Annotated in this window: 29 protein-coding genes and 1 tRNA gene; 10 read left to right on the top strand and 20 right to left on the bottom strand. The window is 67.9% G+C overall.

What is annotated here, in order from left to right:
- Positions 1-116: 116 nt before the first annotated feature.
- From LQ772_RS06120 to prmB, 6 genes are all read right to left on the bottom strand, one after another.
- A complete protein-coding gene (locus LQ772_RS06120; protein WP_231324978.1) occupies positions 117-419 on the bottom strand; it encodes a hypothetical protein in 303 nt (100 codons plus the stop codon).
- Complete coding sequence (locus LQ772_RS06115; protein ID WP_231324976.1) at positions 419-1450, bottom strand: aspartate-semialdehyde dehydrogenase; 1032 nt, start codon at positions 1448-1450, stop codon at positions 419-421. Before LQ772_RS06115 ends, LQ772_RS06120 begins: the two co-directional genes overlap by 1 nt.
- A gap of 31 nt (positions 1451-1481) precedes the next feature.
- The gene (locus LQ772_RS06110) at positions 1482-2489 is read right to left on the bottom strand and encodes a 2-hydroxyacid dehydrogenase (protein WP_231324974.1); all 1008 of its coding nucleotides are present in this window, start codon (positions 2487-2489) and stop codon (positions 1482-1484) included.
- A 20-nt stretch (positions 2490-2509) separates the two neighbouring features.
- Positions 2510-3598, bottom strand: coding sequence for a chorismate synthase (gene aroC, locus LQ772_RS06105; RefSeq protein ID WP_231324972.1), 1089 nt, complete (start codon positions 3596-3598; stop codon positions 2510-2512).
- Positions 3599-3741: 143 nt separating this feature from the next.
- Entirely contained in the window at positions 3742-4272 is a 531-nt protein-coding gene (locus LQ772_RS06100) for a GNAT family N-acetyltransferase (protein ID WP_231324970.1), read from the bottom strand.
- A gap of 20 nt (positions 4273-4292) precedes the next feature.
- A complete protein-coding gene (prmB, locus tag LQ772_RS06095; RefSeq protein WP_231324968.1) occupies positions 4293-5213 on the bottom strand; it encodes a 50S ribosomal protein L3 N(5)-glutamine methyltransferase in 921 nt (306 codons plus the stop codon).
- 91 nt (positions 5214-5304) lie between these two features.
- On the opposite strand from prmB, the gene asd reads away from it, so the two are divergent.
- Both asd and LQ772_RS06085 read left to right on the top strand, forming a co-directional pair.
- The gene (gene asd / locus LQ772_RS06090) at positions 5305-6156 is read left to right on the top strand and encodes an archaetidylserine decarboxylase (RefSeq protein ID WP_231324966.1); all 852 of its coding nucleotides are present in this window, start codon (positions 5305-5307) and stop codon (positions 6154-6156) included.
- A gap of 89 nt (positions 6157-6245) precedes the next feature.
- A complete protein-coding gene (locus LQ772_RS06085) occupies positions 6246-6698 on the top strand; it encodes a hypothetical protein (RefSeq protein WP_231324964.1) in 453 nt (150 codons plus the stop codon).
- A gap of 72 nt (positions 6699-6770) precedes the next feature.
- Here LQ772_RS06085 and LQ772_RS06080 read toward each other — a convergent pair whose 3' ends face one another.
- Entirely contained in the window at positions 6771-8261 is a 1491-nt protein-coding gene (locus LQ772_RS06080) for a transglycosylase SLT domain-containing protein (protein WP_231324962.1), read from the bottom strand.
- A 140-nt stretch (positions 8262-8401) separates the two neighbouring features.
- On the opposite strand from LQ772_RS06080, the gene LQ772_RS06075 reads away from it, so the two are divergent.
- A complete protein-coding gene (locus LQ772_RS06075) occupies positions 8402-9898 on the top strand; it encodes a helicase HerA-like domain-containing protein (RefSeq protein ID WP_231324959.1) in 1497 nt (498 codons plus the stop codon).
- Positions 9895-10401: a transcription elongation factor GreB gene (gene greB / locus LQ772_RS06070; RefSeq protein ID WP_231324957.1), complete on the top strand. Its 507-nt coding sequence runs from the start codon at positions 9895-9897 to the stop codon at positions 10399-10401. The genes LQ772_RS06075 and greB overlap by 4 nt, the downstream gene beginning before the upstream one ends.
- On the opposite strand, the gene LQ772_RS06065 is transcribed toward greB, so the two are convergent.
- The 3 genes from LQ772_RS06065 to rimO form a co-directional block, all read right to left on the bottom strand.
- Complete coding sequence (locus LQ772_RS06065; protein ID WP_231324955.1) at positions 10386-10790, bottom strand: YidH family protein; 405 nt, start codon at positions 10788-10790, stop codon at positions 10386-10388. The genes greB and LQ772_RS06065 overlap by 16 nt on opposite strands.
- A gap of 79 nt (positions 10791-10869) precedes the next feature.
- Positions 10870-11664, bottom strand: coding sequence for a DUF3025 domain-containing protein (locus LQ772_RS06060; protein ID WP_231324953.1), 795 nt, complete (start codon positions 11662-11664; stop codon positions 10870-10872).
- A 6-nt stretch (positions 11665-11670) separates the two neighbouring features.
- A complete protein-coding gene (rimO, locus tag LQ772_RS06055; RefSeq protein WP_231324951.1) occupies positions 11671-13008 on the bottom strand; it encodes a 30S ribosomal protein S12 methylthiotransferase RimO in 1338 nt (445 codons plus the stop codon).
- Positions 13009-13115: 107 nt separating this feature from the next.
- On the opposite strand from rimO, the gene LQ772_RS06050 reads away from it, so the two are divergent.
- Together LQ772_RS06050 and LQ772_RS06045 are read left to right on the top strand one after the other, a co-directional pair.
- On the top strand, positions 13116-13784 hold the full coding sequence (locus LQ772_RS06050; protein WP_231324949.1) for a dienelactone hydrolase family protein: 669 nt from the start codon (positions 13116-13118) through the stop codon (positions 13782-13784).
- Complete coding sequence (locus LQ772_RS06045; RefSeq protein ID WP_231324947.1) at positions 13781-14197, top strand: HIT domain-containing protein; 417 nt, start codon at positions 13781-13783, stop codon at positions 14195-14197. Before LQ772_RS06050 ends, LQ772_RS06045 begins: the two co-directional genes overlap by 4 nt.
- A gap of 72 nt (positions 14198-14269) precedes the next feature.
- On the opposite strand, the gene LQ772_RS06040 is transcribed toward LQ772_RS06045, so the two are convergent.
- The 4 genes from LQ772_RS06040 to apbC all read right to left on the bottom strand — a co-directional run bounded on the left by LQ772_RS06040 (position 14270) and on the right by apbC (position 17212).
- Positions 14270-14752 (bottom strand): hypothetical protein, encoded by a 483-nt coding sequence (locus LQ772_RS06040; protein WP_231324945.1) that lies wholly within the window; start codon positions 14750-14752, stop codon positions 14270-14272.
- A gap of 94 nt (positions 14753-14846) precedes the next feature.
- Positions 14847-15413 carry a dCTP deaminase gene (gene dcd, locus LQ772_RS06035; RefSeq protein WP_231324943.1) on the bottom strand — a complete coding sequence of 189 codons (567 nt, stop codon included), beginning with the start codon at positions 15411-15413 and terminating at the stop codon, positions 14847-14849.
- 153 nt (positions 15414-15566) lie between these two features.
- Positions 15567-16121, bottom strand: coding sequence for an NADPH-dependent FMN reductase (locus LQ772_RS06030; RefSeq protein WP_231324941.1), 555 nt, complete (start codon positions 16119-16121; stop codon positions 15567-15569).
- Positions 16118-17212, bottom strand: a complete 1095-nt coding sequence (apbC, locus tag LQ772_RS06025; RefSeq protein WP_231324939.1) for an iron-sulfur cluster carrier protein ApbC — start codon at positions 17210-17212, stop codon at positions 16118-16120. Before apbC ends, LQ772_RS06030 begins: the two co-directional genes overlap by 4 nt.
- A gap of 157 nt (positions 17213-17369) precedes the next feature.
- Here apbC and LQ772_RS06020 point away from each other — a divergent pair, with 157 nt between their 5' ends.
- Positions 17370-17816: a DUF2147 domain-containing protein gene (locus LQ772_RS06020; RefSeq protein WP_231324937.1), complete on the top strand. Its 447-nt coding sequence runs from the start codon at positions 17370-17372 to the stop codon at positions 17814-17816.
- A 70-nt stretch (positions 17817-17886) separates the two neighbouring features.
- Here the strand turns inward: LQ772_RS06020 and panC are convergent, their stop codons facing one another.
- The 4 genes from panC to pcnB form a co-directional block, all read right to left on the bottom strand.
- A complete protein-coding gene (gene panC / locus LQ772_RS06015) occupies positions 17887-18732 on the bottom strand; it encodes a pantoate--beta-alanine ligase (RefSeq protein WP_231324935.1) in 846 nt (281 codons plus the stop codon).
- Positions 18733-18752: 20 nt separating this feature from the next.
- Positions 18753-19583, bottom strand: coding sequence for a 3-methyl-2-oxobutanoate hydroxymethyltransferase (panB, locus tag LQ772_RS06010; RefSeq protein ID WP_231324933.1), 831 nt, complete (start codon positions 19581-19583; stop codon positions 18753-18755).
- 154 nt (positions 19584-19737) lie between these two features.
- Entirely contained in the window at positions 19738-20223 is a 486-nt protein-coding gene (gene folK / locus LQ772_RS06005; RefSeq protein WP_231324931.1) for a 2-amino-4-hydroxy-6-hydroxymethyldihydropteridine diphosphokinase, read from the bottom strand.
- A 10-nt stretch (positions 20224-20233) separates the two neighbouring features.
- Complete coding sequence (gene pcnB / locus LQ772_RS06000; protein ID WP_231324929.1) at positions 20234-21577, bottom strand: polynucleotide adenylyltransferase PcnB; 1344 nt, start codon at positions 21575-21577, stop codon at positions 20234-20236.
- 179 nt (positions 21578-21756) lie between these two features.
- On the opposite strand from pcnB, the gene LQ772_RS05995 reads away from it, so the two are divergent.
- Positions 21757-21832: transfer RNA gene (locus LQ772_RS05995), tRNA-Glu, on the top strand.
- A 185-nt stretch (positions 21833-22017) separates the two neighbouring features.
- The gene (fdxA, locus tag LQ772_RS05990; RefSeq protein WP_231324927.1) at positions 22018-22341 is read left to right on the top strand and encodes a ferredoxin FdxA; all 324 of its coding nucleotides are present in this window, start codon (positions 22018-22020) and stop codon (positions 22339-22341) included.
- Positions 22342-22575: 234 nt separating this feature from the next.
- Here fdxA and LQ772_RS05985 read toward each other — a convergent pair whose 3' ends face one another.
- Both LQ772_RS05985 and dapA read right to left on the bottom strand, forming a co-directional pair.
- Entirely contained in the window at positions 22576-23154 is a 579-nt protein-coding gene (locus LQ772_RS05985; RefSeq protein ID WP_231324925.1) for a hypothetical protein, read from the bottom strand.
- Positions 23155-23197: 43 nt separating this feature from the next.
- A complete protein-coding gene (gene dapA, locus LQ772_RS05980) occupies positions 23198-24142 on the bottom strand; it encodes a 4-hydroxy-tetrahydrodipicolinate synthase (protein WP_425600841.1) in 945 nt (314 codons plus the stop codon).
- Between the two features lie 175 nt (positions 24143-24317).
- On the opposite strand from dapA, the gene LQ772_RS05975 reads away from it, so the two are divergent.
- Positions 24318-24875 (top strand): glycine cleavage system transcriptional repressor, encoded by a 558-nt coding sequence (locus tag LQ772_RS05975; protein WP_231324921.1) that lies wholly within the window; start codon positions 24318-24320, stop codon positions 24873-24875.
- Positions 24876-25097 lie beyond the last annotated feature (222 nt).

Genomic DNA, 25097 nt, shown 5'->3' with positions numbered 1-25097 from the left:
CGGGCTGCGGCGATACCGGATCGCGCGTCACTTTAGTTATATGTAGGCCAATCAACAATAGCTGCGGCGACCGCTTAGCGCATATTGCTGCGGTCTGTTCTCGCTCCAGCGGCGGGTCATCGGCCCGTATTGCCCTTCTGCCGTTGGCCGGCAAGGGCCTCCAGCTGGCGTTGCAGCCGGGCGATTTCCCGGTCCTGCTCATCCAGGCGGTCGCTGGCCTGGCGGCTATGCGACTCCTGCTCGGTAAGCTGGCGCTGCAGCTGCACGATCTCCGCCCCCCGGGCGCGCAGCTGCCGTTTGAGGTGCACCTGCGCGGGCGCCGCCTGCCCCGCCACCGCGGCCTGTTCCGGACCGCCGTCGGCGAAGGCCGGCAGCGTGACGAGGGTCAGCAACGGCAGCAGGAGCCAGGGTTTTCGCATCAGAGATAGTCCTCGATCAGCCGCTCGGCGATCTGTACCGCATTGAGCGCGGCGCCCTTGCGGATGTTGTCCGCCACGATCCACATATCCAGGCCGCGTTCGTGCGAGATGTCCTCGCGGATGCGGCCCACGAACACCGGATCCTTGCCGGCGGCATCGCCCACCGGAGTCGGATAACCGCCCGGCTTGCGCTCGTCCATGACCACCACACCCTCGGCCTGCTCCAGCAGCGCGCGGGCCTCATCGGCGCCGATCTTGTCGCGGGTTTCCACGTGCACCGCCTCGGCGTGGCCGTAGAACACCGGCACCCGTACGGCCGTAGGGTTCACCGCGATGGAGTCGTCCTCCAGGATCTTGCGCGTCTCCCACACCATCTTCATTTCTTCTTTGGTGTAGCCGTTGGACTGGAACTCGTCGATGTGCGGGATCACATTGAAAGCGATCTGCTTGGGAAATTTCTTGCCCGGCTCCACATCCTGGAAGTTCAGCAGGGCCGCGGTCTGGCGGCCGAGCTCCTCCATGCCGCTGCGGCCGGCGCCCGAAACGGACTGGTAGGTGGCCACGTTGATGCGTTCGATGCCCACGGCGCGGTGGATCGGCGCCAGCGCCACCAGCATCTGCATGGTCGAGCAGTTGGGATTGGCGATGATGCCGCGGGTGGTGTAGTCGGCAATGGCGTGCGGGTTGACCTCGGCGACCACCAGCGGGACGTCGTCCTGGTAGCGGAACTCGGAAGTGTTGTCGATCACCACGGCGCCCGCCGCGGCCGCGCGCGGGGCATGCACGCGACTGACCGAGCCGCCGGCGGAAAAGAAGGCAATGTCCACGCCGTCGAAGTCGTAATCGGCCAGGTTCCTGACCGTGACCTGCTTGCCGCCAAAGGAAATTTTCTCCCCGGCCGAGCGCTCGCTGGCCAATGGCACCAGTTCGCCAACGGGAAAATCGCGCTCGGCCAGGATGCCCAGCAGGGTTTCGCCAACCGCGCCGGTGGCGCCGACCATGGCGACCTTGTAGCTGCTCTTCTTGCTCATGGGATGTCTTGCTGCCTGTGTGAGGAGGTGATCAGGGCGCCGGCCGCGCGGCCAGCACCCCGGGGTTGAGGAGGGAGGGCGGATGCCCCGCGTCAGGGCCATGGCCGAACAACGCCAGTACGTTGTCCACCGCCAGCGCGGTCATCGCGCGGCGAGTGTCCCAGGTGGCGCTGGCAATGTGCGGACTGAGGATGACGTTGTCGAGCGCGAGCAGGGCCGGGTGGACGGCGGGCTCCCCTTCGAACACGTCCAGCGCGGCGGCGGCCAGGCGCCGCCCGGCCAGGGCGGCGGCCAGCACCGCATCATCGACGACTCCGCCGCGGGCGATGTTGACCAGTACGGCGGTGGGTTTCATCGCTGCCAGCTCGGCCGCGCCGATGGCGTGGTGGCTCTCGGCGGTCAGGGGCACTGCCAGCACCAGGAAGTCCGACTCGGCCAGCAGCGTGGATTTGTCCACGTAGCGCGCCGCGCATCCGGCCTCTACATCGGCCGGCAGTCGCGAACGGTTGTGGTAGGCGACCTGCATGCCGAAACCTGCGGCGCGGCGCGCGATCGCCTGTCCGATGCGTCCCATGCCCAGAATGCCCAGCGTGCGACCCCGCGTGTCGAGCCCCAACCAATCCTTGAACCCGTTGGCGTGCCAGCGCCCCTCCCGCAGCCAGCGCTCGGCCGCGCCGATGTGGCGCGCCGAACCCAGCAGCAGCGCCCAGGTGAAGTCGGCCACGCTTTCGCTGAGCACGTCCGGGGTATTGGACGCGGCGATGCCCGCCGCGGTCAGTGCAGGGACGTCCAGGTTGTCGTAACCGACCGCGAGGTTGGCGACGATGCGCAGGCGCGGGGCGTTCGCCACTTCCGTGGCACCGATACGCTGGTTCAGTCCCACGATCGCGGCATCGCAGGACGCGAGCTTGCCGGTCAGTACGGCCGGCGGAAACACGGTTTCCTCCGCCTCGGCCGCCACTTCGAAGTGCGGTTCCAGCCGAGCGACGATGTCGGAAAAGGTGGGACGCGAGATCCACACCCGCGGCTTGCCGATCATGGGGATTCCGTAGTGAAAGCTCAGGCGATCCGCGGGGCGACCGGCCCCACGTCGCCGCATTGCGCGCGATGCCGCAGCGCGTGGTCCATCAGCACCAGCGCCAGCATGGCCTCGACGATGGGCGTGGCGCGGATCCCCACGCAGGGATCGTGCCGCCCTTTGGTGACCACCTGCACCGGTTCGCCGGCCAGGTTCACGCTTTGCCCCGGCACCAGGATGCTGGAGGTCGGCTTGAACGCCACCGACACCGTCACCGGCTGGCCGGTACTTATCCCGCCAAGGATGCCACCGGCATGGTTGGACGTAAAGCCGTCCAAATGCATTTCATCCCGATGTTGCGTTCCGCGCTGTGCAACCGCCGCGAAGCCAGCGCCGATCTCCACGCCCTTGACCGCATTGATCGACATCATCGCTGCCGCCAGGTCGCCATCGAGCTTGCCGTACACCGGCTCGCCCCAACCCGGCGGCACGCCCTCGGCCACCGCGCTGACGCGTGCCCCGACCGAATCGCCGGACTTGCGCAACGCGTCCATGGTCTTTTCCAGTTCCGGCACCTGCCCCGCGTCCGGCCAGAAGAACGCATTGGCTTCCACTGCACCCCAGTCGAAACCGCGCGGCACGACATCGCCTAACTGGGCCAGGTAGCCGCGCACCCGCACGCCGTGGCGCTCGACCAGCCATTTCTTGGCGACCACCGCGGCGGCCACACGCATGGTGGTCTCGCGCGCCGAGGCGCGGCCGCCACCGCGCGGGTCGCGGATGCCGTATTTCTGCCAGTAGGTGTAGTCGGCGTGGCCGGGACGGAAGGTCTGCGCGATGTCGCCGTAATCCTTGCTGCGCGGGTCGGTGTTGCGGATCAGCAACGCAATCGGCGTGCCCGTGGTGCGCCCCTCGTAGACGCCCGAGAGGATTTCCACTTCGTCCGCCTCGTGGCGCTGCGAGGTGTGCCGGCTGCGGCCGGTCGCGCGGCGATCGAGGTCGTGGCGGAACTCCTCGGGCGCGATCGCCAACCCGGGCGGGCAACCGTCGATGACGCAGCCGATCGCCGGCCCATGGCTTTCGCCGAAGGTGGTGACGGTGAAGAGCTTGCCAAAGGAATTGCTGGACATGCCGCGCGCCCGCTACGAGGAAGCCGAAGCATAACGGCTCGCCGACAAGCTCTGTAGGAGCGCCCTTGGGCGCGACCGCGAACCCCACTGCCGCGCGACCATCGGGACGGCGGTCGCGCCCAAAGGTGCTCCCGCAACGACGCTCAGGCCGCCTGCCACTCGCGCGAGAGGATGGCGAACACGACGTCGTCCACCCACTCGCCGTGCAGCCACAGGCTCTCGCGGAAATGCGCCTCCTGGCGCATGCCCAGCGTCTGCAGCAGGCTCATGCACGCGGTGTTGCGCGGATCGACCGAAGCGTGGATGCGGCGCCAACCGAGTACGTCGAAACCTTGGTGGAACAGACCTTGCAGCGCCTCGCGCGCGTAGCCCCTGCCCTGGTGCGCGGGCGCCAGACTGATGCCGAACTCCACCGAATCGCCCGGCGTGGCCGGCAGGCACACGCCAAGGTCGCCGATCAGCGCTCCGCTCTCCCGCAAGCGGATCGCACGCTGGAACCAGAGGCCAGGCGCCGGCTCTGCCTGCGTGTCGATGAACGCGCACGCCTCCGCGACACTCGCCGGACGCCACCCCTGGAAGCGCGCCACCACGGGATCGGCCCGGCAGGCGAAAAGGGCTTCGGCATCGCCCGGGTGCAGGCGATCGAGCAGCAGGCGGTCGGTGGTCAGTTCCATGCGGCCGCTTCCTTCGGTGCTCAGCGGCGCGCGTCGGCTGCGGCGCGAATCGCGGCGGCGTGCTCGACCAGATCGCGGCGCTCGAGCGCGAACACGCCCATCGGCCCGACCTTGAACTCGATCCACACGAATGGCACCTCAGGCAACAGCGCGGCCAGCGCGTGCTCGCTCTCGCCCACCTCCACGATCAGCAGGCCGTCGTCGCTCAGGTAGTCGGCCGCCTGATCGAGCATCCGCAGGCAGATGTCCAGGCCATCCTCGCCCGAGGTCAAGCCGAGCTTGGGTTCATGGCTGTATTCGCCGGGCAGCGCCGCGTACTCGTCCTCGGTCACGTAGGGCGGGTTGGACACGATCAGTTCGTAGCGGCGGCCTTTCACGCCATCGAACAGGTCCGACTTGATCGCTTCCACGCGCCCTTCGACGTGCTGGAAGACGATGTTCTCGCGCGCCAGAGACAGCGCCTCGTCGCTGATGTCGACGATGTCGACCTGCCACTCGGGGTTGTACTCGGCCATGGCGATGCCGATGCAGCCCGACCCCGTGCACAGGTCCAGCGCCCGCTCGACGTGGCGGCCGTCCAGCCACGGCGCGAAGCCCGACTCGATCAGCTCGGCGATGGGCGAGCGCGGCACCAGCGCGCGGCGGTCGCTCTTGAACTTGAGCCCGGCGAACCAGGTCTCGCCGACCAGGTAGGCCACCGGCAGCCGCTCGTTGACGCGCCGCTCTATCAACTCCAGCACGCGCTGGCGCTCCGCGGCCGTGAGCTTGCCCGCGCCGTAGGCTGGCGGGATGTCCGGCGGCAGGTGCAGGCTGGCCAGCACCAGGTGGGTCGCCTCGTCGATCGGGTTGTCGTGGCTGTGACCGAAGGTCAGCCCGGCGGCGGAGAAGCGGCTGGCGCCGTAGCGGATGAAGTCGATGATGCTGGCAAGTTCGGCTGTCACGGGCCTTTCCTGGCGGGCGCGGCATGGAGGATCGGCGATTATCCCTCACCGCCGCGCTCAGGGCGAACGCGTTGCCCCTTATACTGGCTGGATGACTTTCGCCGTCCTCGTGCAATACCTCCTTCCACACCGCGCGCTGTCGCGGGTGGTCTACTGGGCCACGCGCTGGACCTGGCGGCCATGGAAGAACTTCCTGATCGGCCAGATCGTGGAGCGCTATAAGGTGGACATGGCCGAGGCCGCACAGCCGGACCCGTTCGCCTACCAGCACTTCAATGCCTTCTTCACCCGCAAGCTGAAGCCCAACGCGCGGCACGAGGACGGCGATCCGACCGCGCTGATCTCGCCGGCGGACGGACGCATCAGCCAGGCCGGGCGCATCGTGGACGGGCGCATCTTCCAGGCCAAGGGGCAGGACTACACCGCCGCCGAGCTGCTCGGCGACGAGGAAGCGGCAGCGCCCTACCGTGACGGCGATTTCGTCACCATCTACCTGTCCCCGCGCGACTACCACCGCGTGCACATGCCGCTCGGCGGCACGTTGCGCGAGACCGTGCACATTCCCGGTCGCATCTTCAGCGTGGCGCCGTTCGCGGTGGAGGCAATCCCGCGACTGTTCGCCCGCAACGAGCGCCTGGTATGCCATTTCGACAGCCCGAACGGCCCGTTCGTGGCGGTGATGGTCGGCGCCGTGCTGGTGTCCTCCGTGGCCACCGTGTGGGACGGACTGGTGATCCCGCCGTACGCTTCGGACATCCGCCGCAAGTCATTCGCCGGCCAGGGCATCACGCTGGCGCGCTTCGCCGAGATGGCACGCTTCAACATGGGCTCGACGGTGATCCTGCTGTTGCCGCCCGGGATGATCGAACTGGACGCGCTCCAATCCCAGCAGACGGTCAAGCTGGGCCAGCACCTGGGCCGACGGCCGCTGCCGAACGACTGACGCAAAGCGTCATTCTGTGACGTTCTAGGCGCACCCGTGCACAACGCTTGGCTATGCTCCGGCCGTCAAACGGCTCCGGGGGAGAACCCATGCGATCGATCGTCCCGCTCATCGCCTTCGTACGCGGCCAGCAGTTGGAACGTCAGTTCCGCCGCATCAGCAAGGGCCTGGAAACACTGCCCGCCGCCGCTCGCGCGAGGCTGAGCCTGCTCACGCTGCGCGAAATCGGCCAGGCCGCGCGCAGCGAGTTCCCCCATCTCTACGGCACCCCGCCGCAGGACCGCTATCTGCCCTGGGGACGCGGCACCGCCACCGGCTTCGCCCGCGCCTGCTCGGACAACCCGGAAGTCGCCCTGCGCGGCATGGCGTTGTGGCTGGCGGTGGCCTATCACGAGACCAAGGATTCGCCCCATGCGTTCGTGCGCTCGCGCCACCGGCAATTGCTGCGCGTGGTGCGCGAGCTGAAGGAACTGCACGGTAGCGGCGCCCGCGAACGCGAGGACGTGGTGGAGAGCTGGATGCAGTCCAGCGCCGCGGCCTGAGTCGGTGATAGGGGGGCTAGAAGCTCGCCCTACTCATGCTCCTTGGGGCGTAGCCCACCGCCCCCAAACACCTCAGCGCCGGCAGGATGGCAATCGCAGCACCTGCCCCGCGCGGATGCTGTGGTGCTTGAGGTCGTTGATGTCCGACAGCTCGCGCACGTCCGAACATCCCAGCTTGTGCACGATGCCCAGCAGCGTGTCGCCGCGGCGCACGACGTAGCGCGAATGCGGATGCACGGTACGCTTCGGTTCCGGCTTGACCACCTCCGGCACCACCGGCACCACCGCCGAATGCAGGTCGCCCGCCAGGATCGGCCACGGCCCATCGACGCAGCGCGATGCGTAGACCGACTCCAGTTGCTTCGGTACCTGCAGCTGGCTGCCGGCCGGCTGCTCGTCCTGCGGATTGAGTCGCGGGTTCAAGTTGCGCAGCGTGCGGAACCAGCCATCGTCCATGCCCTGCGCCGAGCCCATGCAGATGGTCAGCTCGGACAGCGAGGCGGGGCGCTTGAGCGTGATGCGGCCCGGCGCACCGTCGATCTTCGGGAAGTTCAGGTTGTAGCTGTCCGGATGCAGGAACAACCACGCCGCGGCCAGCACCGCCGGCACGTACTCGCGGGTTTCCTCCGACAGCTGGTTGTAGATCGTCGGGTCGTAGAAGCTCGCGGCCGTGTTGTCGCCGACCATTCGGCGCATGCGTCCCTCGCCTCCGTTGTAGGCGGCCAGCGAAAGCTCGAGGTTGTCGTTGAACGCCTTCAGTTGCTCGTCCATGTATGCGGCGTTCGCGCGCGCTGCCTCGGACGGATCGAAACGCGTGTCGAAGCCGCTCTGGTTGTTCAGGCCAAAGCGCAGGCCGGTGGCATACATGAACTGCAGCGGGCCGGCAGCGCCGGAGCGTGAGACGGCGTGCACCTTGCCGCCGGACTCCTTGGCCATGATGCCGAACAGCAGCGCCTCGGGCAGGTCGGCCTTGTCGTACTGCGGCCACATTTCGTAGCGCATGTACTGGTAGTTGATCCAGGTATCGACCAGGTTCGAGCGCCACTGGGTCAGCCACATCTCCAGCGCGGCCTTGACCGGGCCGTTCATGGCGATCAGTTCGGAGAGCTTGTGCCCACGCAACAGGGTCACCGCGCGCTGGGCCTGCGGCAGCGCGGCGACGCCGCCGGGCTTGCCGGCCACGGCTTCCTCGGGCGCTTCCTCGCCGACGGTTTCCAAGTCGTCACCGGCGAAGAAGCTGCCGTCCTTCAGCCGCAGCAGGCGATCGAACACCGAATAGAACCGCTGCGAGTCGCAACCGGGCGTGGCGCCACAGCGAGCGGCAGCCTGCTTGAGGCTGTCCAGCGAGTCCCTGAGGCTCTGCTCGGACGCCTGATCGTCGCCCTCGCGTGCCTGCTGCAGCGCGGTCTCGTAGCCCTTGCTGGCCTGATCGAGCTGCGTATACAGCGCGTTGACCCCGCCGGAGGCGCGACTGCCGCCTCCGCTGGCGCAGGCGGTAAGCAGGATGAGCCCGGCAGCCAGCGGCGCCAAGCGGAAACGATGGGCAAGAATAGACAGCGGCATGACGAAAGCTTGACGGCGGGGATACATTCACCTTAGCGCATGCAGACCTGATGCCAAAACCGCGGCGCCCGCCAGAACCCGCGAACTGCGACCTGCATCCGCTTGGCTACAATCGCGCATCCGACGCACGGAGCGCCTGCATGTCCGAGATCCTGATTGGTCGCAACGACACCGCCGAGGTCGCGCTCGAATCGCGCTACGGCAACCGCCACGGCATGGTCGCCGGCGCCACCGGCACCGGCAAATCCGTTTCGCTGATGGTGTTGGCCGAGGGGTTCTCGCGGCTGGGCGTGCCCTGCGTGCTGGCTGACGTCAAGGGCGACCTGGCCGGCCTGGCGATCGCGGCGAGCGAGCCCAACGACAAGATCAAGGCGCGCCTGTCCAAACTCCGTCTCGCCGACTGGCAGCCGCAGGCCAATCCGGTGATCTTCTGGGATCTTTACGGCAAGCAGGGCCACCCGCTGCGCACCACGGCCAGCGACATGGGTCCCACCCTGCTCGGCCGCGTGCTGGAACTCAACGACACACAGCAGGGTGTGCTTGAAATCGTGTTCAAGCTGGCCGACGACCAGGGCTGGCTGCTGCTGGACCTGGCCGACTTGCGCGCCCTGCTCACCTTCGCCGCGGACAACGCCAAGGACATCTCCACCCAGTACGGACTGATCGGCAAAACCAGCATCGCCGCCATCCAGCGCGCGCTGCTGGCGCTGGAGCAGGCCGGAGGTGAGAATTTATTCGGCGAGCCCGCGCTGGAACTGGCCGACCTGATGCGCCAGGACATGGGCGGCCACGGTGTGATCAATGTGCTCGCCGCCGACCAGCTGATCCTCAAGCCCCGGCTCTATACCACCTTCCTGCTGTGGCTGCTGTCGGAGCTGTTCGAGCAGTTGCCGGAAGTGGGCGACCTGGAGCAGCCCAGGCTGGTGTTCTTCTTCGACGAGGCGCATCTGTTGTTCGACGACTGCCCGCCGGCGCTGCGCCAGCGCGTGGAGCAAGTCGTGCGGCTGATCCGCTCCAAGGGCGTGGGCGTGTACTTCTGCTCGCAGAACCCGGACGACGTGCCGGACGAAATCCTCGGCCAGCTCGGCAACCGCATCCAGCACGCGTTGCGCGCCTTCACTCCTCGCGACCAGAAGGCCGTGCGCGCGGCCGCCGAAACCTTCGCACCCAACCCCGGGCTTGATGTGGCCGAGGCGATCGGCCAACTCGGCGTGGGCGAGGCGCTCGCCTCTACCCTGCGCGAGGGCGGCGTGCCCAGCCCGGTCGAGCGGGTGATGGTGACCACGCCGCGTTGCCGCATCGGCGCGATCAGCGAGGCCGAACGTGCCGCGGTGCGCCAGCGCTCGCCGGTGGGCGGCAAGTACGAAACCGCCGTCAATCGCGACTCCGCGGCGGAAATGCTCGCCCGACGCACCGACACCCGGGCCGCCGACGCCACCACCGTCGCCAACCCCTCGCAGAAGCCGGAGGACAACGCCTGGAGCGGCGCGGTGCACGACGCGCTGCTTGGCACCAAGCGTCGCCAGGGCATGATCGAAACGATGGGCAAGCAGGTCGTGCGCACGATGGGCAGCCAGCTTGGCCGGCAGATCCTTCGCGGCGTCCTGGGCGGCATCTTCGGCGGGAGCCGCCGATGAGCCGCTGGCGCCCTCCTGCGCCATCCTCGACCGCGATCGTTACGCGGGAGGGCTTCGAGAAGCTCAAGGCCGAGCTCGATCATCTGTGGCTCACGCTGCGGCCCGAGGTGGTCAAGGCACTGGCCGCGGCTGCGGCCGAGGGCGACCGCTCGGAGAACGCCGAGTACACCTACCGCAAGAAGCAGCTGGGTGAGATTGACCGGCGTGTGCGCTACTTGAGCAAGCGCATCCCCCTGCTCAAGGTCGCCGAAGGTGCGCCAGGCGACCGCGAGACGGTGTTTTTCGGTGCCAGCGTGGCATTGGAAAACGTCGACAGCGGCGAGGCCGTGCGCTATCGCATCGTCGGCCCCGACGAGACCGACGCGAAGCGTGGCTGGATCAGCGTCGATTCCCCGCTGGCCCGCGCGCTGCTCAAGAAGAAACTCGACGACGAGTTCGAGGCCGAGCTGCCGGCTGGCCGCACGCGCTTCGCCGTCGTTGCCGTGGATTACACGTCCGGCTGAGAACCGAGCGCCGCCAGTTCCTGGCCCACGTAGACGACCAGGAACAGGCCCAGCAGCACCAGGATCGCGGCCAGCAGCTTCTCGCCCACCGGGCCGGCGTAATCCTCCATGCGCTCGTGGGCGATGTCGCGCCGGTTGCGCAGGAAGCGTGCCGAGGCGAGCAGGATGATCAGCGCGCCGAACACGATGAGCATGAGCCCTACCCATTCGGTCAGACGCAGGTGCAGGTGCAGCCTGTGCGCCGCGCGCGAGGCGTTCGACGAGGCGTAGGTGATGAACAGGTCGAAGCGCTCGACCAGGAAGCCGAACGCCATCACCGCGATCGCCGTGCGCACCCAAGCCAGGTAGGTGCGCTCGTTGGCAGCGTGGTCGTTGAAGCGTGGGATCACGCGGGCGCTCCACCGTGCGGGAGGGCCACTGTGCCTGGAGCGGCGTCAACGGGCCGTGGGGTGGAGGGGCCGCGCGCTCCTAAGCCCGCAGCGGCTCGGGATACACCCTTCCCACGCGCAACGGCTGGTAACAGGCCGCCTGCCGATGGAACGCCTCGCTCGCGCTGCCCGCGCACCATCCCGGAATCCCCGACAACGGCAGAGGCCGCAACTCCTGCGGATCGCGCAACAGGCGTCCTTGCGCAATCGCTTGAACCACCGTTTCGCGCACCGCCTCCTGCCCGATCACCGCGATCGCCTTGCCGACGAGCAAGCGATCCGGCGTCAGCGCGTGTTCGAGCAGGGCATGTCCGAACACCATCAATTCCAGCGAACCGTCCACCCACGCATCACGCCGCCGCCAGAACAGGCCATGCCAGTCGTGTGCGTCCCACAAGGCCAGCAGCGTGGGGTCGCGCAGCGCAAGGATCACGCCCCCTTCGTCGAAGTGCGTCAGCGCGCACTGCGGACGGCTGCGGCTCTTTGCGCCGGCCCGCGCGATTTCGGCCACCTGTTGGGCATTGAGCGCGCGCTTGAGCGGCGCGTGGCGCAGCCAGGCCAGTGCGTTGAACAGGTCGTGCCAGTTGCGCTCGCGGGTGGCAATGGCGCCGGTTTCGGCGATGCGTTGTTCATAATGGCGGCCGTCGGCGAGCAGTGCAGGCGTCTGCCCGACGAAGCGCTCACGCGAGCCGGCGGGCCAGTGCGCATTGAGCACGTCGAGCGAGGGCCAATCCGGCCCGCGCAACAGGTCTGCGTACTCGTCCCAGCCGGCCAGCGGCGGCCGTCCGAACACGGCCGGATCCACCGCATCGCGCGCCGGCGCGACGTAGCGCATGGACGGCTAGACCACCTTGAGCAGCGGTTGCGCCAGGCGCGCGTGCAGGTCGTGTTCGTCGGCGCCTTCGACCACCACCTGTACGAACTGGCCGGGCTTGAGGCCCTGGCCATCGGCGATGTGCACCAACCCGTCGATCTCCGGCGCATCGGCCGCCGAGCGCGCCACCGCGCCATCGGACCCCGCCTCGTCGACGAGCACGGTCAGCGTGCGCCCGAGCTTGCGCTGCAGCTTGGCCGCGGAGATCTCCGCCTGGACCGCCATGAAGCGCTCGAGCCGGTCTTCCTTCAACTCTTCGGAAACGGGGTTCGGCAGATCGTTCGCCCGGGCGCCTTCGACCGGCGAATAGGCAAACGCGCCGACGCGGTCGAGTTCCGCCTCGCGCAGGAAGTCGAGCAGTTCCTCGAACTCCGCATCGGTCTCACCGGGGAAACCGACGATGAAGGTGCTGCGCAGCGTGATGTCCGGCACCGCGGCGCGCCAGTTGCGGATGCGCTCGAGCGTCTTGTCGATGTTGCCGGGGCGCTTCATCAGCTTGAGGATGCGCGGGCTCGCATGCTGGAACGGGATATCGAGATAGGGAAGGATTTTTCCTTCGGCCATCAACGGCATCACCTCGTCCACGTGCGGGTACGGGTAGACGTAGTGCAGGCGAGTCCACACGCCGAGCTCGGACAAGCCCTGGCACAGCTCGGTCATGCGCGTGCGATACGCCTTGCCGCGCCACTCGCGCTCGGCGTACTTCAGGTCCACGCCGTAGGCGCTGGTGTCCTGCGAGATCACCAGCAGTTCCTTCACGCCGCCCTTGACCAGTTTCTCGGCTTCGAGCAGCACCTGGTCGACCGGCCGCGAGACCAGGTCGCCCCGCATCGAGGGGATGATGCAGAAGCTGCAACGGTGATTGCAGCCCTCGGAAATCTTCAGGTACGCGTAGTGCTTCGGCGTCAGCTTGACCCCGGTGTCGGGGATGATGTCCAGCAGCGGGTTGCGCTGCGGCGGCAGCGCCGTGTGCACCGCGCTCATCACGCTGGCGTAATCCTGCGGGCCGCTGATCGAGAGCACTTCCGGATAAGCCTCGCGGATCAGTTCAGATCGCTTGCCCAGGCAGCCGGTGACGATCACCTTGCCGTTCTCGTGCAGCGCCTCGCCGATGGCGTCCAGCGACTCCTGCACCGCCGCGTCGATGAAGCCGCAGGTGTTGACCACCACCGCGTCGGCCGCCTGGTAGCTGGGCACGATCTGGTAGCCCTCCACCTTGAGCTGGGTGAGGATGCGCTCGGAGTCGACCAGCGCCTTGGGGCAGCCGAGGCTGACGAAACCGATCTTGGGGGAGGCCTGCGACATGGGAGCTACCGAAAGAAGTGCCGTAAAAACCGGCCATTATACGTGAGCGGGCCTCTCACCACCGGGCCGTTATGCTTGGCGCTTCAGCAGCATGCAGGGAGCCGTCCATGGGGCAGTCGATCAACATTCCTACCAGCGGCACGCAGTGCATCGGCGGCTACCTGGCCAAGGCGCAGGGCAAGCCCAAGGGTGGCGTGGTGGTGGTCCAGGAGATCTTCGGCGTCACCGCGCATATCCGGGAAGTCGCGGATCGTTTCGCAGCCGCAGGTTATACGGCGATCGCGCCGGCGTTCTTCGACCACCTGGAAAGTGGCTTGGAGCTTCCCTACGACGAGGGCGGCATGCAGCGTGGGAAGGCGCTGGTCGACGAACTGGGGCTCGAGCGTGCAGTGGAGGACGTCGCCAGCGCAGCCGAGGCGATCAAGTCGGCCGGCAGGATCGGTACGGTTGGCTACTGCTGGGGCGGCACCGTCGCGCTGCTGTCGGCGCTGCGGTTGGGCATGCCGTCGGTGAGCTATTACGGTGCGCGCAACCTGCCCTTCCTGGGGGAGACGCCGAAAGCGCCGGTGATGTTCCATTTCGGCGAGCGCGACAGGAGCATTCCGCCCGAAGCGGTAGCCAAACATCGCGAGCGGCTGCCGCAGATGGACGTTTTCACCTATCCGGCCGGGCACGCCTTCAATCGCGACCACGACCCGCACTACGACCAAGCCAGTGCCACCCTGGCCTGGCAGCGCACGCTGGCCTTCTTCGACAAGCACTTGGCGAGCGCATGAGCCGCGTCGGATTCCAGCTCGATCCGCGCCTGGCAGCCGACACCCTTGCACTGGCCCGGCTGGACCTGTGCGACGTGCTGCTGATGAACGACTCGCGCTTCGCCTGGCTCGTGCTGGTGCCCCAGCGCGCGGGACTGGTGGAGATCGCCGATCTCACGCCTTCGGAGCGAACGCTGCTGTGGCACGAAGTCGACCGCGCCGGCGCCGCGTTGCGTGCGGTGGTGCCGTGCGACAAGCTCAACCTCGGCGCACTGGGCAATATCGTGCGCCAGTTGCATGTGCACGTGGTGGCGCGGCGCGAGGGGGATGCGGCGTGGCCGGGCCCGGTATGGGGCAGCGGCCGGGCGGAGCCCTACGGCGAGCACGCGCGGGAAGCCTTGCTCGACCGCCTGCGCGAAACCCTGTCGCGCTAGCCGCCATCGCGCTTGCAGGAGCTCGCAAGTGGGCTCCTGCAAGGAACGCCCGGTCACGCCGGGATTCGCAGCTCAGTACTGATCGGTACGCCCGGCCGCGCTCTTGTCCTGCTGCTCGTCGTTCATCTTGACCGGGGCGTGGTAGTCCTCCAGCGCACGCGCCTTGGTCTCGACCGGGTTGATCTTCTTGAGCGTGCCGTCGTCGTCGTAGTACGCGGCGAAACCGTAGTCGATCACCATGCGCGCCATGAACTGGAGGTGCGCCTTGCGGATCTTCGAATCGTCGCTGGGCACCAGCAGCACGGTCTTGGGCAACTTGCCGACATCCTTCAGGTAGGCGAAGTGGCTGCCGGTATCCAGCGCGGAAAGCACGGCGCCGTCGACCAGGAACTGGCCGCTCTTGTAGGCCTCAAGGGTAGTGTCGAACTCGGTCTGGGCCTTGGCGATGGCGGCCTCTTCCTTGACGCTGTTGCCGTGGCAGCCACCGAGCACCAGCAGGCTGCCCAACAGGAGCGCGGCGCCAGCGCGCTGGAACATCGTGGTGAAGCGGGTCATGGGGATCTCCTGGGTCGAACCTGGGAACAGGCGCAGTGTAGCGCCGGGCAACGCCGCGCCGACCGCTCCTGGCCGACGCGATTCAGGCGGCCGCTCAGGTACGCGGCAGGGTCACGCCCTGCTGGCCCTGGTACTTGCCGCCGCGGTCCTTGTAGCTGGTTTCGCACTCTTCGTCGGACTCGAGGAAGAGCATCTGCGCCACGCCCTCGTTGGCGTAGATCTTTGCCGGCAGCGGCGTGGTGTTGGAGAACTCCAGCGTCACGTGGCCCTCCCACTCCGGTTCCAGCGGGGTCACGTTGACGATGATGCCGCAGCGCGCGTAGGTGCTCTTGCCCAGGCAGATGGTGAGCACGTTGCGCGGGATGCGGAAGTACTCGACCGTGCGCGCCAGCGCGAAGGAATTCGGCGGAATGATGCACACGTCGGCCTGGACGTCGACGAAGCTTTCCGGGTCGAACGCCTTGGGATCGACGATGGTCGAATTGATGTTGGTGAAGATCTTGAACTCGCGTGCGCAGCGCACGTCGTAGCCGTAACTGGAGGTCCCGTAGGACACCAGTCTGTTGCCGTCGCGCAGCTTCACCTGGCCTGGCTCGAACGGCTCGATCATGCCGTGCTGCTCGGCCATGCGGCGGATCCACTTGTCGGACTTGATACTCACGCTCGCGCTCCATCGGTGGCCCGTTCGTCGGGCGCAAAACGGGGAAAATACATGGTCGGGCCGTGGAGGCGCCAGCCGTCTCTCTGGCGGCGCGCGTTCCTGGCGAGCGTGATCACGGCCTTATGGAGATGGCGGCCGCGTCCGAGGGCGCTCCTACCGCGGAGTCTTCGCGGCGAGCGCATGCTCGAGCGCGGTCAGCAACGAGCGCAGTTCGGCGCAGCGCTCGGGGCTGGCCAGCACCTCGTCGCGACCGCAACCGGCACCGGGCAACGCCACAGTGGCGCACGCGCCGCCCAGCACGCGCGCCGACATCGTGCGCAGGATTTCCTCCAGCGACTCCTGCGCATGGTGCGAACCGCGCCCGGAAGCATTGAGTAGTGCCACCGGCTTGCCGGGGAACTCCAGGCTTCCGACCAGCCAGTCCAGCAGGTTCTTGAAAGCGCCGGGAACGCCGTGGGCGTATTCGGGGCAGGCGATCAGCAGCGCGTCGGCCCGGCCGACCGCCTCGCGCAACGCCAGCGCCTGCGGCGGCACGGCGAGCGTCTCGATGTCCGGGTTGAACAGCGGCAAATCGCCCAGGCCGTCGTACGTCACCAGCTCAAGGCCATCAGGCGCGAGCGCCTGCGCCGCCTGCAGCGCCGCGGTGTTGGACGAGCGTCGGCGCAGGCTGCCGGACAGACACAGGACCCGCTTGCGCCCTGCCCTCATGCCGAGGGCGCGTTCTGCACCACGATCTTGCCCAGCCCCAGCGACTTGTTGCGCGGTTGCCGGGAGAGCCGCCCCGCGGCGTTGCGCGCGATCTCGCGGTAGCGCGCGGCCAGGTCGGAGTCCGGCATCGCCGCAACGGTGGGCGTGCCACCGTCGGCCTGCTCGCGAATGCGGATGTCCAGCGGCAGCGAACCCAGGTACGGCACCGCGTACTTCTCGGCCATGCGCATGCCGCCACCGCTGCCGAAGACGTGCTCCTCGTGGCCGCAGTTCGAACACACGTGGGTGGCCATGTTCTCGACCAGCCCCAGCACCGGCACTTCGACCTTCTCGAACATCTTCAGCGCCTTGATGGCGTCAAGCAGCGCGATGTCCTGCGGCGTGGTGACGATCACGGCCCCGGCCACCGGCACTTTCTGCGAGAGCGTGAGCTGGATGTCGCCGGTGCCGGGCGGCAGGTCGATCACCAGGTAGTCGAGCATGTCCCAACGGGTGTCGTTGAGCAGTTGCATCATCGCCTGGGTGACCATCGGGCCGCGCCAGATCATCGGCGTTTCCGGGTCGACCAGGAAACCGATCGACATCGCCTGCAGCCCGTGCGCCTGCATCGGGATGATGCTCTTGCCATCCGGCGACTGCGGCTTGCCCTCGATGCCGAGCATGCGCGGCTGGCTGGGTCCGTAGATGTCCGCGTCGAGCACGCCGACGCGCGCGCCCTCCGCCTGGAGCGCCAGCGCCAGGTTGGCCGACACGGTCGACTTGCCCACGCCGCCCTTGCCGGAGGCGACCACGATGATGTTCTTGACGTTCGGCAGCGGCGCCAGCACGCCCTGCACCTTGTGCGGCTGGATGCGGCTGGCGACGGACACGCTCGCCGCATCGATCGCGGGGTCGGCCTCAAGCGCCTGGCGAACACGATCGGCGAGACCGTCGATCACCGAGCCGGCCGGGTAGCCCAGTTGGATATCCACCGACACCCGCGCGCCGTCGACGCCCACCGCCCTCACGCTGTCGGCAACGGACGCGCCGGTATGCGGGTCGGCCAGGCCGCCGAGCAACTGACGCACGCGCGCCTCGTTCACTTCGCTCATGGGGAAACTGCTTCGGTTCGTGGGCTGCCAATTATGCCAGTCGCGCCCCCTGTCCTGCCTGATGCAGGTCAGTCGCGCACATTGCGCAATGCAGCTTGACGGCCTCGCGGCGGCTCGCCAGTCTGCTCACCGTACGCTTTCGTACGGGAGGACGACCATGAAGCCATTGTTCCGCCTTGCACTGTTCACGGGCCTGCTGCTCGGCAGCGCCGCCGTCTACGCCGCCACAGACACCCCGGTCGGCACCTGGAAGACCATCGACGATGCAACCGGCAAGCCCAAGTCGATCGTCGAGATCACCGAACAGAACGGCGAGCTGCAGGGCAAGGTGCTCAAGGTGCTGCAGTCGGACGAGGGCCCGAACCCGATCTGCCGCAAGTGCGACGGCGAGCGCAAGGACCAGCCGGTCGAGGGCATGGTGATCATGTGGGGCGTGAGCCGCGACGGCGACGAGTGGGACGGCGGCAAGATCCTCGATCCGCACAACGGCAAGACCTACAAGGTCAAGCTGAGCCTGCTCGAAGGCGGGCAGAAGCTCGACGTGCACGGCTATATCGGCTTCGCTCTGCTGGGCCGCAGCCAGGTGTGGGAGCGGCAACCGTAAAGCGGCGTGTCCCGCAGGTCGGCTTCAAACCACCGTGGCCGCAGGTGGGCCCAAGCCCCACCCTGCGGAATCAATCGAACGGCAGGTTGTCGATCAGCCGCGTGCTGCCCAGGCGCGCGGCGATCAGCGCGACCAGTCCCTGGCGTTCGTCGTCGGCCGGCTCGGCCAGGTCTTCGGCGCGGCGGATGACCGCATAGTCCGGTTCGAAGCCCGCGCGCTCCAGCGTCGAAGCCGCGACCTGCTCGATCACCTTCCGGGCATGGCCCTTCTCCAGAAGCTCGCGCATCTTCAGCAGCGTCTGGTGAATCTGCGGCGCCAGCGCGCGCTCGGCCTCGGTCAGGTACTGGTTGCGCGAACTCAGCGCCAGGCCATCGGCCGCGCGCAGGGTCGGCGCCGCCAGCACCTTCAGCGGCAGCGCCAGATCGCGCACCATGCGTTCGATCACCTTCAGTTGCTGGCAATCCTTCTGGCCGAACACGGCCACGTCCGGTTGCACCAGATTGAACAGCTTGCATACCACCGTGGCCACACCATCGAAATGGCCCGGGCGGTGCGCGCCTTCCAGCGTGTCGGTGATGCCTGGCACGTGGATGCTCACGCTCTGGGCCGCACCGAACGGATAGATCGTGGCGACATCCGGCGCGAACAGCAGATCGCAATCCATTTCGGCGAGCCCGGCCTGGTCCTGCGCCAGCGTGCGAGGGTAGCGGTCGAAATCCTCGCCCGGCCCGAACTGGGTCGGGTTGACGAATACGCTCGCCACGACGCGATCGGCGCGCGCGCGCGCCAGCTTGATCAGCGAATGGTGGCCCTCGTGCAGGTTGCCCATGGTCGGCACGAAGCCCACCGTCTGGCCCTGGATCCGCCAGCCGCGGATGGCCGCGCGCAACCCGGCGGCGTCTTGCACTGTCTGCATGGCGTCGGTACTCGGAAGGATCAGTCGAAGCAGTGTTCGGGAGCCGGGAAAGCGCCGCTGCGCACATCCTCGGCGAAGGCGGTGATGGCCTCGCCCACAGCATTGCGACCGGCAAGGAAATCCTTGCTGAACTTGGGGCGCTTGCCCGGCGTGATGCCCAGCATGTCGTAGATCACGAGTACCTGGCCGTCGCAATGCGGGCCTGCGCCGATGCCGATCACCGGGATCTGCACGGCACGGGTGACCCGATCGCCCAACGCACTGGGCACGCCCTCCAGCACCAGCAGGTCGGCGCCGGCGGACTGCACGGCCAACGCTTCGGACAGCACGCGGTCGGCAGCTTCCTGCTCGCGCCCCTGGATGCGGAAGCCGCCGAACTTGTGCACCGATTGCGGGGTGAGGCCCAGGTGCGCGCACACCGGCACGGCGCGCGCGGTGAGCATGGCGATGGCGTCGAGGATGTGCGGCGCGGCGCCTTCGATCTTCACCGCCGCCGCGCCCGCCTCGCCGACCAGCCGCGCGGCCGCTTCCAGCGAATGCGCCACGTCACGGTCGGCCATGAACGGCAGGTCGGCGATCAGCAACGTGGAGGTCAATCCGCGCGCGACCGCGCGCGTGTGATAGGCCATGTCATCGAGCGTCACCGGCAGCGTGCTGCGATGGCCCTGTACCACCATGCCCAGCGAATCGCCGACCAGCGCCACATCGACGCCGGCCGCCTCGAGTTGCCAGGCGAAGCTCGCGTCGTAAGCCGTCAGCATGACGATCTTGCGCCCCTGTGCCTTCATCGCGCGCAGGCCCGGCACGGTCACCGGCTTGCGGGCGGGAACGCTGGCGTTGTCCACGTACACGGCAGTTCCTTGGGGATGGGCGAGCAGGCGATTATCCGGCCCACAGGCGTCAAAGGCCAAGCCGTGGAGGGCTAACCCTTGCGGGAGGCCACCTGTGGGCGTTGCTTCCGCCCGGGGCGGCACCACAAACGGTGCGTCGCCCACGAGTGGGCTCCTACTGGGGCAACGGTTCGCAGCCGGCGATGTCGGCGTTGGCGAGCAGGTCGCTCACCGTGCCTTGCCCCGACAACTCCAGGTCCGGCGCAAGCTCGGCCAGGGGTAGCAGCACGAAGGCGCGCTCGGCGATGCGCGGATGCGGAAGGGTGAGGCGGTCGTCGTGCAGCGCCAGGCCATCCATATGCAGCAGGTCCAGGTCCAGCGTTCGCGGTCCCCAACGCTCGCCATCGCGCACGCGACCCGCGTCGCGCTCGATCCGCAACAGCGCATCGAGCAGTTCGTGGGGCCCGAGGACGGTATCCAGTTCCGCAGCGGCATTGAGAAACGCCGGCTGCTCGTGCAGACCCCACGGCGGCGTGCGGTAGAAGCGCGACTGCGCCACCAGCCGCGTACCCGGCAACATGCCCAGCGCGTCGAGCGCCTGTTGCAGGATCGTGCGCGTGTCGCCCAGGTTGCCACCGAGCGCGACGAAAGCCCGAGTCATGCGCGTTGGATCAGGCCGAGCCGGACTTGCCAGACGGCTTGCGACGCCTGCGCTTTCGCGGCGCAGCGCCGGTCGAGCCGACGGCGGGCGAGCCCGCGCTGGCTGGCAAGGCCGCCGCCAGCACGTCCTGCGGCAACTGCTGCGCATGTGCCCACCACTGACCCAGTTCACGCAGTGCCGGCGATTCGGCCGCGCGCAACAGCAGGAAGTCGAACGCGGCGCGGAAGCGCGGATGCGCCATCAGCCGGAACACCCGCTTGCGCTGGATCTGTTCGAAGCGCGGCTGCAGCGACCAGATCTCTTCCATTGTGATGGTGAAGCGGCGCGGGATCGCCACGCGCTGGCACTGCTCGCCCACCACGTGCGCGGCGGCGCGCGCCCAGGCCTCGCCGTCATCCACGCCCTTGGCGATCCAGGCATGCGCCAGGTCGCGCACCTCGCCCCACAGCAGCACGGCGAACAGGAACGCGGGCGTCACCGACTTGCCCTCGGCAATGCGCTGGTCGGTATTGGCCAGGCCCTGCTCGATCAGCGAGCGCAACGCCTCGTCGCCCCGCTTGAGCGCGCGTGCGGTGGCCGGGAACAGGAACTTCAGCAGCCCGCACTGCTCGAGCATGCGGAAGCTCTTCAGGCCGTTTCCGGCCAGGAACATCTTGAGCGACTCGTCGAACAGCCGCGCCGGCGCCGCATCGCACAACAGCGGACCCAGCTCCTCGAACGGGGCGGATGCCTTCGGGTCGATGGTGAAGTCGAGCTTGGCCGCCAGCCGTGCCGCGCGCAGCATGCGTACCGGGTCTTCGCGGTAGCGGGTGGCCGGATCGCCGATCAGGTGCAGCACACGGTTCTGCAGGTCCTGCATGCCGCCTACGTAGTCGCGCACCGAGAAATCGCTGATGTCGTAGTACAGCGCGTTGAGGCGGAAGTCGCGGCGCACCGCGTCCTCCTCGATCGACCCCCACACGTTGTCGCGCACGATCAGGCCGTCGACGATGTGACGATCACCTTCGGCCGCATCGTCCGCGCCGGTGCCGCGAAAGGTCGCCACCTCGATGATCTCCGGACCGAAGACCACGTGCGCCAGGCGGAAACGGCGGCCGATCAGGCGGCAGTTGCGAAACAGCTTCTTGACCTCGTCCGGCGTGGCGCTGGTGGCGACGTCGAAATCCTTCGGGTGACCGCCGAGCAGCAGGTCGCGCACGGCCCCGCCGACCAGGAAAGCGTCGTAGCCTGCGTCGTGGAGGCGGTAGAGCACGCGTAACGCGGCCTTGCTTATGTTCTTGCGGGAAATCACGTGCTGCTCGCGGGGAACGATCGCGGGCACGGGCGTGACGGAAGTCCTTGCTTCTGGGTTCAAGCGGTCTGGGTCCTTGGCGGCGCACGGCGCCGATGCAACAAATCGCCGCGCAACGCGCTGCGGTCCGTCCGCGCGGTTTGAAATGCCGGCGGCTGTTCCGGACGGCAGCGCGAAGAAGTCTTCACAGGGCATTGCCGGGCGAAACAATTTCGCTATACTAGCGCGCCTCGCAGCTCTGCGCTCCCTTCGTCTAGTGGCCTAGGACACCGCCCTCTCAAGGCGGGAACACGAGTTCGAACCTCGTAGGGAGCGCCACTGTTTTTGCAATCGTCCATGATTGCCGCTGTCTGGAAGGGCTTCGGCAAACCCTTAGCTCTTGGCCACCGGCTAGACTAGAAGCGGCCATCCATGGCCGCACTTTTCACAAGGAGCAGCGCTCCGGCTGGCATCCTTAAAGCAGAGCCGTCGGACACTTCTCTACAGCCGACTCGAAGCCGCCCATGACCTTTGTCGTCACCGACAACTGCATCAAGTGCAAGTACACCGATTGCGTCGAGGTCTGCCCGGTCGATGCCTTCCATGAAGGTCCGAACTTCCTGGTGATCAATCCGGACGAGTGCATCGACTGCACCTTGTGCGAGCCGGAGTGTCCGATCAACGCGATCTACCCGGAGGACGACGTGCCCGCCGGTCAGGAGCAGTTCGTGGCGATCAATGCCGAGCTGTCGCGGGACTGGCCGGTGATCACCGAGCGCAAGGATGGTCTTGCCGACGCCAAGGAGTGGGAAAGCAAGCCGGACAAGCTCAAGCTGCTGGAGCGCTGAGCCAACGCCAGTTCACGCAGACGCCGCCTTCGGGCGGCGTTTTTGTTTCCGGGAGGTGGTGGGCGTTTCGACTTCGCCCGCCGGACTAGACCGCCACGAACGGACTCCGCCCCGACCACCCCGATCCCGTTCGCCCGTGTAGGCGCGCCGTGCCGAAGTCGCAGGGCTTGCCGGAGCCCCAAAAGCGAACGCCGCCCGAAGGCGGCGTCCGACTCGGAACGGATGAACTGGCGATCAGCCGCCGAGCTTCGCCTTCAGCGTATCGACCACCCTGGCCACCGCAGCGGCCTGGCCCTGGGCACGCACTTCGCTGGCGGCATCGCCGCTCGCGGTAATGCTCACCTGCACCTGGCGGGCGGCCTTGCCGGCGGTGGCGGCGTCGCCCTTCCCGTCGCGATGGAACAGGCGGCTGAAGAAACCGCGCTTCTTGGCCGGCGCAGCGGTCACGTTGACGGTGTACGTGTGCGCGGCATCGTCCTTCGCGGTGACCTCGCCCACGTCGCCCAGCACCTCGCCGACCCGGCGGTAGGTGTTGTCCGCGCTGTCGGCCAGCACGAAGCCGTCGGCGATCGTGCCGCCTACGCCGCCCACGTCAGCCGTGACGCCCGCGGCGGTCGGATTGTTCGCACCCGGCGGCGGGATCACCAGCGCATCGCTCGCCGGCGGCGTGTCCAGGTCCGGCGGGATTTCCAGCGGGGCCTCCTGGCGCGCGGTTTCCCAGGCCTTGTGCGAGCGGAGCATGCCGCAACCGGAAAGCAGCAGGCCGCCCAGGACCAGGACCGGCAGGGTGACGACGAGCGAGGTTTTCTTCATGGAGAGTTTTCCGAAAAAAAGGAATCGAGCGGCCGCCGGAAGATCAGGCGTCGGCCACCAAGGATGCCAGAGCAGCCAGTGCTTCGTGCAGGCGCTTGCGGTCCGGACCGTCGGCCAGTTCCACCAGCGGCAGCCGGGGCCGGGCCGAACCGAGCCCCAGCGCAGGCAGCATGGCCTTCACCGCGATCGGATTGGGCGCGCAGTTGAGCGCCTGCACCAGCGGATCGAGCCGGTCGTGCGCGCGTCCGGCCGCTTCGCGGTCGCCCGCCGTGGCCGCATCGCACAACGTGCGGAACGCCTGCGGCACCAGGTTGACTGCCACCGAAACGGTACCGGCCGCGCCAGCCAGCATGGCCTTGCCCGCCGTGCCGTCGTCGCCGGACAGGTAGACGAAATCCGCGCGCGCAAGTTCCGCAAGCGCGTGGATGCGTTCCTCGCTGGCGACCGCCTCCTTGATGCCGAGGATGGCCGGGTGGTCGCGCAGCCGCGCGACGGTTTCCGGCAACAGGTCGCAGGCGGTGCGAGTGGGCACGTTGTATAGCAGCACCGGCAGACCGCCGTGCTCCGCAACCTCCAGGAAGTGCCGGCGCAGACCTTCCTGGGTCGGGCGCACGTAGTAGGGCGCGACCACGAGCGCCGCGTCGGCGCCCAGCGAAGCGGCGCGGCGGGTCTGCGCCAGGGTGCGCGCGGTGCCTGCCTCGCCCGTGCCGGCAATCACCGGCACGCGGCCGGCGACGCGCTCGACCGCAAAGGCAAGCAGGCGGTCGAACTCGTCATGCTCGAGCATGTGCGCTTCGCCGGTGGACCCGGCGACCACCACCGCCTGCGTGCCTCCGGCGAGCTGGTAGTCGAGCAGCCGCCCGAAGGCCGCCAGGTCGAGCGAGCCATCGGCGCCAAACGGTGTCACCAGCGCGCAGATGCTTCCACGAATGTCCAAGACTCGTTCCCGGCCGAAAGGCAAGCGGAGGATGTTACTGGCGGCCTGCATCCAGTGGAAGGCCGCACGGGAGCCATCCCCACCCGGGTGCGTCGAAATGGAAGCATCACCCGCGAAGGGCATCCCGCACCGGACCGAACAGGCTTCCGTGGACTTGTCCGGAGCATCGCGGGTAAGCTCATTGGAGCCCGCAGGCCGCCCTGCGGGATCCCATAGGTAGCCTTCCTTGAACCGTCCCTCTGCGCGCGCCGGCAACGACAACCAGCTGCTGATCCACGCGCTCACCCCGGCGTCGCGCACGCCCCTGCTTACGCTGACCAAGCGCATTGCCGACGCCGGCTGCAGCCTGGCTGACGCGCGCGTGTCGACCATCGGCAGCGACACCTCGCTGCTGATGCTTGCCGCCGGTGCGTGGGACGCCATCGCGAAACTGGAAACGGCGCTGGCCAAGCTCGGCCGCGACGAGGAGCTGCGCCTGTCGCATTACCGCACCAGTCCGCGCGAACAGAACGCATCGCTGCTGCCTTACCTGGTGGAAGTGGTGGCCGCCGACCGCCCCGGCATCCTGGTAAAAGTGGTGGAGTTCTTCAGTCGCCACGACATCCGCGTCGAGCAGCTGAGCTCGATGCGCTACCAGGCGATGCAGACCGGCGCCCAGATGTTCCAGGCGCAGATCACCATCGGCATTCCCTCGCAGATCCATCTCGCCACCTTGCGCGACGATTTCCTGGAACTGTGCGATGGACTCAACCTCGACGCGATCATGGATCCGGTCAAGTTCTAGCTGCGCCACCGAAGTGCGGGCGGGCGGTCCGGGGAACTCCCGCCGACGCGACCGCCGTGCACGCGACTGTCGAATCCTATGCCGTTACGCCAAGGGCGCCCGCAGGGGCTCGCCATCGCGCGCAACCCTGTCGGCGCGGCAAGCCCCAAGCATCGCGCGAGTCGGCGCCGCCGGCAACCCTGTTGCATGCCACCGCGAGCGCGCTAGTCTTCGCTCGAAGGC

It is taken from the genome of Frateuria edaphi, assembly GCF_021117405.1.
In the GTDB taxonomy this organism is placed as follows: Bacteria; Pseudomonadota; Gammaproteobacteria; order Xanthomonadales; family Rhodanobacteraceae; genus Frateuria_A; species Frateuria_A edaphi.
The sequence above is the reverse complement of the archived record's forward strand: the minus strand, read 5'-3'. Positions and strand labels throughout refer to the sequence as shown.

Bases quoted from the DNA above. Each gene is read 5' to 3' on its own strand.
- LQ772_RS06120 (WP_231324978.1), bottom strand. From the start codon at position 419: ATGCGAAAACCCTGGCTCCTGCTGCCGTTGCTGACCCTCGTCACGCTG.
- LQ772_RS06115 (WP_231324976.1), bottom strand. From the start codon at position 1,450: ATGAGCAAGAAGAGCAGCTACAAGGTCGCCATGGTCGGCGCCACCGGC.
- LQ772_RS06110 (WP_231324974.1), bottom strand. From the start codon at position 2,489: ATGATCGGCAAGCCGCGGGTGTGGATCTCGCGTCCCACCTTTTCCGAC.
- aroC (WP_231324972.1), bottom strand. From the start codon at position 3,598: ATGTCCAGCAATTCCTTTGGCAAGCTCTTCACCGTCACCACCTTCGGC.
- LQ772_RS06100 (WP_231324970.1), bottom strand. From the start codon at position 4,272: ATGGAACTGACCACCGACCGCCTGCTGCTCGATCGCCTGCACCCGGGC.
- asd (WP_231324966.1), top strand. From the start codon at position 5,305: ATGACTTTCGCCGTCCTCGTGCAATACCTCCTTCCACACCGCGCGCTG.
- LQ772_RS06085 (WP_231324964.1), top strand. From the start codon at position 6,246: ATGCGATCGATCGTCCCGCTCATCGCCTTCGTACGCGGCCAGCAGTTG.
- LQ772_RS06080 (WP_231324962.1), bottom strand. From the start codon at position 8,261: ATGCCGCTGTCTATTCTTGCCCATCGTTTCCGCTTGGCGCCGCTGGCT.
- LQ772_RS06075 (WP_231324959.1), top strand. From the start codon at position 8,402: ATGTCCGAGATCCTGATTGGTCGCAACGACACCGCCGAGGTCGCGCTC.
- greB (WP_231324957.1), top strand. From the start codon at position 9,895: ATGAGCCGCTGGCGCCCTCCTGCGCCATCCTCGACCGCGATCGTTACG.
- LQ772_RS06060 (WP_231324953.1), bottom strand. From the start codon at position 11,664: ATGCGCTACGTCGCGCCGGCGCGCGATGCGGTGGATCCGGCCGTGTTC.
- rimO (WP_231324951.1), bottom strand. From the start codon at position 13,008: ATGTCGCAGGCCTCCCCCAAGATCGGTTTCGTCAGCCTCGGCTGCCCC.
- LQ772_RS06050 (WP_231324949.1), top strand. From the start codon at position 13,116: ATGGGGCAGTCGATCAACATTCCTACCAGCGGCACGCAGTGCATCGGC.
- LQ772_RS06045 (WP_231324947.1), top strand. From the start codon at position 13,781: ATGAGCCGCGTCGGATTCCAGCTCGATCCGCGCCTGGCAGCCGACACC.
- LQ772_RS06040 (WP_231324945.1), bottom strand. From the start codon at position 14,752: ATGACCCGCTTCACCACGATGTTCCAGCGCGCTGGCGCCGCGCTCCTG.
- LQ772_RS06030 (WP_231324941.1), bottom strand. From the start codon at position 16,121: ATGAGGGCAGGGCGCAAGCGGGTCCTGTGTCTGTCCGGCAGCCTGCGC.
- apbC (WP_231324939.1), bottom strand. From the start codon at position 17,212: ATGAGCGAAGTGAACGAGGCGCGCGTGCGTCAGTTGCTCGGCGGCCTG.
- LQ772_RS06020 (WP_231324937.1), top strand. From the start codon at position 17,370: ATGAAGCCATTGTTCCGCCTTGCACTGTTCACGGGCCTGCTGCTCGGC.
- panC (WP_231324935.1), bottom strand. From the start codon at position 18,732: ATGCAGACAGTGCAAGACGCCGCCGGGTTGCGCGCGGCCATCCGCGGC.
- folK (WP_231324931.1), bottom strand. From the start codon at position 20,223: ATGACTCGGGCTTTCGTCGCGCTCGGTGGCAACCTGGGCGACACGCGC.
- fdxA (WP_231324927.1), top strand. From the start codon at position 22,018: ATGACCTTTGTCGTCACCGACAACTGCATCAAGTGCAAGTACACCGAT.
- LQ772_RS05985 (WP_231324925.1), bottom strand. From the start codon at position 23,154: ATGAAGAAAACCTCGCTCGTCGTCACCCTGCCGGTCCTGGTCCTGGGC.
- dapA (WP_425600841.1), bottom strand. From the start codon at position 24,142: ATGCAGGCCGCCAGTAACATCCTCCGCTTGCCTTTCGGCCGGGAACGA.